Here is a 6,093-nt window from a genome sequence, read left to right on the forward strand (position 1 = left end):
TTGCAGAAGATGACTCTTCTAACGGTGCTCTCAAGACTCCGCACAAAAAATCCAAAGGGCCTCGGCGCCACGCTTACCCTCGAGCTCCTCAAGTTCCAGCTCCAACTCGCGCCGACCGCTCCGAACGCGCGCCATAAAGCGTCCGCCGCAGCTTCTCGATCTCAAGCTTGAGATGGGCAATCAGCGCTTCGGTGCTCGATTGCTTCGCCTGGGCATTGGCCGCTTCGGCAAGCCTGGCTTCCGCTGCAAACCTGGCCGCGCGCTCGGCCAGGATCATTGCATGCGCGGCGGCAGATCGGGCGGCAGGTCGGCGCTGGAGTCCATAGTCAGATGGAATCACATTCGCTGCCAAACTCAAAATGACAAAGTCTCAACCCACGCTCGTGGGACGCCAGGACTCCTGGGGATTGCGCCAGTCGATGCCGGACAACAGGTAGCTCATCTGCGCCTGCGATATCGACACCACGCCATCGGCCAGCGACGGCCAGACAAAACGACCTCTCTCGAGCTTCTTCGTAAACAGGCAGGCCTCCTGGCCATGGTGAGTCGGCCCCGGGAGTTGCACCCGGAGCCGCTCTCCGAACCGTACGTGACGCTCTCACGTCATACGGCTCTCAACAAGTAACGAAGCAGAACTCAACATCGTCCAATGAGCGAACAGCTTCGGCCTACGGCAGCGGATCAATCTGAGCCAGATGGAGGCTCTGACTTTTCCATTCTTCAGCCCTTTGTATTTGCGTCGCGCCCAGCGGTTTAGAGATTCGTCGACGTATCGATACAGGTTGTGCATTTCTGACCGCCCATATCTGCCATAGTACTGCATCCATCCACGAAGGACGGGGTTCAGTTCCAGGGCGATTGCGTCGACTTCCGTCTGCGAGCGAAGCCTGAGCCGGAGCTGCCGTATCGTCATACGCATAGACTTCATCGCCGCCCTGCTGACCGCTGGCGAGAACGTACAAAAGTTTTCTTTCTTCTGATGGTTTCTTGCCCTGCGCGGTCGAAAGGTAAATCCCAGAAAGTCAAATGATTGACTGGCATGGCTACCCGGGCGATTGCTGTCTTTGCAGTAGACGATCTTGGTCTTGTCAGGATGCATTTCGAGTTCGCATTCCTCAAACCTTGCTTGCAGCGCCGCCTTGATGGATTCCGCTTCAGCCTTGGTTCGGCAATGAACGAGCCTGTCGTCCGCGTATCGACACCACGGTGACTGCGGGAAGTTCCGCGCCATCCATGTATCGAACGCATAATGCAAGAACAAATTGGCAAGGACGGGACTGATCACGCCGCCTTGGGGCGTGCCCCGGTCGCGAGCGGTGATCGCCCCGTCGCTGCCTTGCATCGGCGCTGTTAGCCAGCGTTCGATGTAGAGCAGAGCCCATTCGTCTTGCACATGCTTCCTGACGGCCTTCATAAGCAACTTGTGGCTGATATTGTCGAATAGGCCTTTGATGTCGAACTCCAGCACCCAGTCCATCTTCCAGCACCGTTGCCGGGTGACGCCGACGGCGTCCAGCGCGGATTTTCCGGGCCGGTAGCCGTAGGAATCGGGAAGGAAGATTTCCTCAAGTGCTCGTTCAATCTGCAGCTTGACGACCGTCTGCGCCACGCGATCTGCTACTGTCGGCACGCCTAGAATGCGTTGTCCGCCGTTCTTCTTGGGAATGGGGACAGCCCGAACGGCAGGTGGAAAGTAGCTGCCAGAAGACATTCGATTCCAGACCTTGTAAAGGTTGCCCTTCAAGTCCTTCTCAAAAGCTTCGAGCGACACCTTATCCACGCCGGCCGCGCCCGCATTGGCTTTGACCAGTTTGTAGGCCTTCATCACTGTCTGCTTGTCGTTATCGTACTGCTTGCGTCCGGTTACACTCACATGTCCTCCTGCTCATCACAGTTGCATATGGGCGCAACCCACTTGTTTCGGCCCCTTCGCTCCAGTTCCATTACGGCACCTTCATCACTACTACGAGCCGATCCGCCCCAGTGTTGTGCTTCGGTACTCTCGTCTCGCGGTGTGCGCCGCTTGAACTTCTCCCTTGGCATCACAACGACTGGTTCCTGCAGTTCTCTACAAGAGCCTGTATCCAGATCGCGTCCCCTAAACGCCGGTCGCCATCCGCGCAGTAATCCAGGCGTCTCACGGATTGATCTCAGGGATGGCACGCGCCCCTGATTTTGGCGACGTCTAAATAATTTTCGACGCGTCATCGGAAGATTTGCTTTCGCTCGCCTTCTGGATACTTACCTGCCCCGTAGACCCGGGACTTTTGCAACACTTGCTGATGACCGCGCCTTTCAAGCGAAGCCACAGTGTCGTGGTTTTGCACCTGCGCCTGGAACGCCGATGCAGGAGGGCCGTCCTCCATCTCTCATAAAGCTGTACGCATTAGATTCGGTTATTCACCTCCTTCATGCTCTGCAGCACACCGTGCCAGATCACCTTCAAGAGATCGCCCCACCGTCCGCGGAAGCAGAACAAATGACCGCTCAGCGGATCGCGGTGCAGCACCTCCTGTACCTGCAACGACAATGAGGCGAAGCCTTTGCGCATGTCGGTGTGGCCCGTCGCCAGCCACACCCGAACGCCCGTAGGAACCGGAATCATCGCGGATCCAGAGCCTCGATGATCCGGCGAAGCGCCTCAACGTCGACACCCGTATCGACAATGACGCGCCGCCCGCCTGCCAGCTCGATCTCAATCCGACGCTCTGTCGAATGCGCTGTCGCGCTCTCCGATGAGGCCACCACCGACGCCACGGGTCCACCCTCAGCCACAACTGCCCTGACAAAGCCAGCCTCGGATTTGGTCCGGTTCGCCGCGAAGGCCCTTCGCCAAGTCACCAATAGAGCACGCGACAAACCGTATCGCCGCGCTGTCGCCGCTACCAGGCGAGGCTCGGATAGGCTCTCCAGAACAATCCGCGCCTTCTCCTCCTCAGACCAACGCCGCCGCCGGCCTGTATCGACCACTTCAAGTCGATTCAGCGTACTGATCGTATGGCTGTCCATACGTACAGTTCTCAACCATCAGGCCAGCCCGCCGCAAGGCGTCCTTCCTCGGAGGCTTACCTCATAGGGTCGCCGAGACCTCACTCTATGTAACAATCAGTCCCATTATGCTCAGACATCGAACCGCTCTTGTCGCGAGACAGGACTGCGAACGGGCTAACGGAGAGAGGTACAGCACGAAAGAAGAAATTGCTTAATGTTGATGGCAACCCCGACCACCCGCCGATCGTCCGTTGCGCCACCCGCCACTTGGCGTATAAAACTACGAGACTCTAATCGCCGCTGGATGACACCGCAGTGGCAGTCCAACGTCTACCGGTTTTGTCGCCACCATCACCCAGACAGCACCTGAAGAGCCTATCACAGTTCGCCTTCAGTTCCCGCACGATCGAGGCAATCGGATCGTCATGCCGTGCACTTCGATCTCGATCATCCCGGCATCCCATTGGGCTTACAGCGCACCACCTTGCGCTCTCGGCTAAAGTCAGGTGTCGGCACCAGCGTACAGCGCTCATCGGCTTGATTGTGGCTGCAGATCTCTTCCAGGCGAACATTTCGCAACGCTTACGCCACCCGCCGGTAGAGCTCAGTTGGCAGAGCCAGCTGCGGTCATTGACCCCTACGCCCATTGCAGTCCTTCACCTGCGATGGTTTTGTTCTCCACCGCATTCCAAGTCGGGAATCAGCATTGCGCGCCCTGCGACCTCATTCTTCGGGCAAATCGTCCAACCAGCAGGCGGCCTCCACGTGCCGCCTGGAAAACATCCTGCCGATCTTTTCGGGAGTCTTGCTTTGATGGTATCGCATATATACTCGGCCGTCGCTTCCTAAGTCGAGGATCTCGATCTTTCCTGTGTAATGAGACATGATGTATTTGAATGTTTTGTGGATGCCGCTGAGACGTCGGTTAATGCCGCGCGTAATCTCTAGCCCGCGGCGCAGTGAAACCTGAAAGTGCGATGCGCTCTTCACCGGCCTAGCCTGAAAAAGATAGTAAGGGCGCACTCCGATTTGGTGACATTTGGCGAACGTCGCCGCCAAGATCTCAGGGTCATCATTGACTTTCGCGAGAAGCACGGATTGATTGAGGAATTGCACGCCCTGTGAGCGCAAAGAGCGAATTTTGCACTCCGCATTCACCGAAATCTCACCTATGTGATCAAAATGTGTGACGATTATTGCGGTCTTACCCGCTTCCTGGATTCGTTGAAAAAAAGCCGGTAAAGCGGAATCCTCAAATCGCGTGGGCTCAAACGCGACCATTTTTGTGCCTAATCGAATTGAATCTAAATGTGGGATCGGCAGCAGATAATCAAGAATTTTATTGAGTTTCGCGGTACTCAGCACGAATGGATCGCCTCCCGATAGCAGCACGTTCGTCATTTCAGGATGGTCGCTAATATATTGCGCAATGTGAGCGAAATCAGGGGCGATTTCACCGGAATCCTTGCCGACAAGGCGTTTGCGAAAACAATAACGGCAATATGAGGCGCAACGGTCCGTTACCAGCAATAATCCCGTCTGGGCGTACTTATGCTGGAGTCCAGGCAAGACGGTATTGTCGTGTTCACCGCTCGTATCCAAGCTGCCAGGACTCAGGAACTCCTCGACTGAGGGCTCCACAATGTATTTGAGCTGGTCGTAATAACCACCCTTGGCAATCTGTTCGCGATAGGATCTTGTGACATGATAACGCGTAATATTGTTGGCTTGGAGTTCACCCTCGGTAATGACGCGCGTCCCTTCTATGAACTTCATAACTTTACCTTTAGAATGCAGCGGATTAGCTACGCTTGTCATTGCTGCACCTTGTCCTATTGTAATGAGCTTGCTACTCACTGATGATAGACCATCAACAATGGATCGAAACCTACCTACTCTGGCGAGGAATGTTGGTTTCGATATTCGAGGAAGCGGGGCTGGCACCAGCATTGAATGACGGGAGAGCGTTCTCGAAAGCGGGGCCGATTGGACCTGCGGCGGATGAAATCGCTGGTTCAGTCCGACGAGCGCCGCGCATTAGTGGCCTGAGATCTCGTTCTAGCTGACCTGCGATGGGAGTTTGGTCTGGCGGCGGTAAGGGTCGCGGAGCTTTTGCAGCGAGACCGAAATTTGGACCAACCGGAACTAGAATTTTGCCCCTTTGATCACATAGGCGGGCTGATCGAAGAGTTCATCTCGGCCTGGTCCTTGGAGCCGCTCGTGCGGGCGCTTCAAACACTGCGAGGTATCGATCTAATTGTCGCGGTGATATTTGCCACCGGGGCTGGTGACGTGAGCCGTTTTGAGGCCTCACCTCAGCTCGTGGGCTATCTCGGCATGTGCCGGGCGAGCGATCGACCGTGGAGACGGTCAGGCGTGGCGGCATCAGTAAGGTTGGCAATGGCCGTGTTCGCCACATGTAGGTCGAGAGCGCCTGGACGTATCGGCACCCGGCGATGATCTTTATGTGGCAGCGACGCCCTAACGCCAGCCAGGGTCGGCTTTCGGCTCGCGTTCTCGAGCTTCGAGCATGCCCATGTCGTGCTCGGCGGAGAAAGCTTCGTTGCCTAGCCGAGGGCTTGCAGAACGCCCTGTGGGCGCTCGGCGGCGTGCCGGGGGAGCATCGCAGCTGCGACAGCCTGTCGGCGGCGTTCCGCAATCTCGCGTCCGACACGCTGGAGGATCTGACACAGCGCTGCACGGCGCTAATGGACCACTACGGTATGGCGCCAACGCGCAACAATGCGGGCATCGCACACGAAAACGGCTCGATCGAAAGTGCGCACATTCATCTCAAACGAGCGCTGGAGGATACGCTGTTGCTGCCGGGGACACGCGAGTTCGCCAGTCTCGATGCCTACCGCGCCTTTGTCGGCGAAACTGTCGGCCGGCGCAACGCCAACCTAGCCAAGCGGATCGAGCTCATGGAGCTTTGCTGTGTTCACACGCGAAGCTAGGATCGCCCAGCTCTCGGCTCCGGCTTCGCTGCCCCTGAACAATGAGTTGCGTCTTCCCATCGTAGTCGGTAAGCGGCGTGTCTCCCGCACCTTGTTGCTGTCGAGCAGATCGGCGATGTTCGTTCCGTCTTGAAGAGGACGGTTT

General features: G+C 56.9%; 5 protein-coding genes and 3 pseudogenes. 2 read left to right on the plus strand and 6 right to left on the minus strand.

What is annotated here, in order from left to right; all coding sequences use genetic code 11:
• Positions 1–78: 78 nt before the first annotated feature.
• The 6 genes and pseudogenes from PMN64_RS41385 to PMN64_RS41410 all read right to left on the minus strand — a co-directional run.
• Positions 79–324 (minus strand): annotated as a pseudogene (locus PMN64_RS41385) (IS66 family transposase); the annotation flags it as partial.
• Positions 325–370: 46 nt separating this feature from the next.
• Positions 371–565, minus strand: coding sequence for an IS66 family insertion sequence element accessory protein TnpB (tnpB, locus tag PMN64_RS41390; protein ID WP_411784927.1), 195 nt, complete (start codon positions 563–565; stop codon positions 371–373).
• A 33-nt stretch (positions 566–598) separates the two neighbouring features.
• Positions 599–1,825, minus strand: coding sequence for a group II intron reverse transcriptase/maturase (gene ltrA, locus PMN64_RS41395; RefSeq protein WP_411784928.1), 1,227 nt, complete (start codon positions 1,823–1,825; stop codon positions 599–601).
• A 561-nt stretch (positions 1,826–2,386) separates the two neighbouring features.
• On the minus strand, positions 2,387–2,605 hold the full coding sequence (gene tnpB / locus PMN64_RS41400) for an IS66 family insertion sequence element accessory protein TnpB (RefSeq protein WP_411784929.1): 219 nt from the start codon (positions 2,603–2,605) through the stop codon (positions 2,387–2,389).
• Entirely contained in the window at positions 2,602–3,009 is a 408-nt protein-coding gene (tnpA, locus tag PMN64_RS41405) for an IS66-like element accessory protein TnpA (RefSeq protein WP_411784930.1), read from the minus strand. Before tnpA ends, tnpB (PMN64_RS41400) begins: the two co-directional genes overlap by 4 nt.
• 705 nt (positions 3,010–3,714) lie before the next feature.
• Positions 3,715–4,848, minus strand: coding sequence for a KamA family radical SAM protein (locus PMN64_RS41410; RefSeq protein WP_411784931.1), 1,134 nt, complete (start codon positions 4,846–4,848; stop codon positions 3,715–3,717).
• A 312-nt stretch (positions 4,849–5,160) separates the two neighbouring features.
• On the opposite strand from PMN64_RS41410, the pseudogene PMN64_RS41415 reads away from it, so the two are divergent.
• Positions 5,161–5,411, plus strand: a pseudogene (locus PMN64_RS41415) (transposase); the annotation flags it as partial.
• Positions 5,412–5,493: 82 nt separating this feature from the next.
• Positions 5,494–5,912, plus strand: a pseudogene (locus tag PMN64_RS41420) (IS21 family transposase); the annotation flags it as partial.
• Between the last annotated feature and the right edge of the window lie 181 nt (positions 5,913–6,093).

It is taken from the genome of Bradyrhizobium sp. UFLA01-814 (genome assembly GCF_046718885.1).
Lineage (GTDB): Bacteria > Pseudomonadota > Alphaproteobacteria > Rhizobiales > Xanthobacteraceae > Bradyrhizobium > Bradyrhizobium elkanii.

Bases quoted from the DNA above. Each gene is read 5' to 3' on its own strand.
- tnpB (WP_411784929.1), bottom strand. From the start codon at position 2,605: ATGATTCCGGTTCCTACGGGCGTTCGGGTGTGGCTGGCGACGGGCCAC.
- ltrA (WP_411784928.1), bottom strand. From the start codon at position 1,825: ATGAAGGCCTACAAACTGGTCAAAGCCAATGCGGGCGCGGCCGGCGTG.
- tnpA (WP_411784930.1), bottom strand. From the start codon at position 3,009: ATGGACAGCCATACGATCAGTACGCTGAATCGACTTGAAGTGGTCGAT.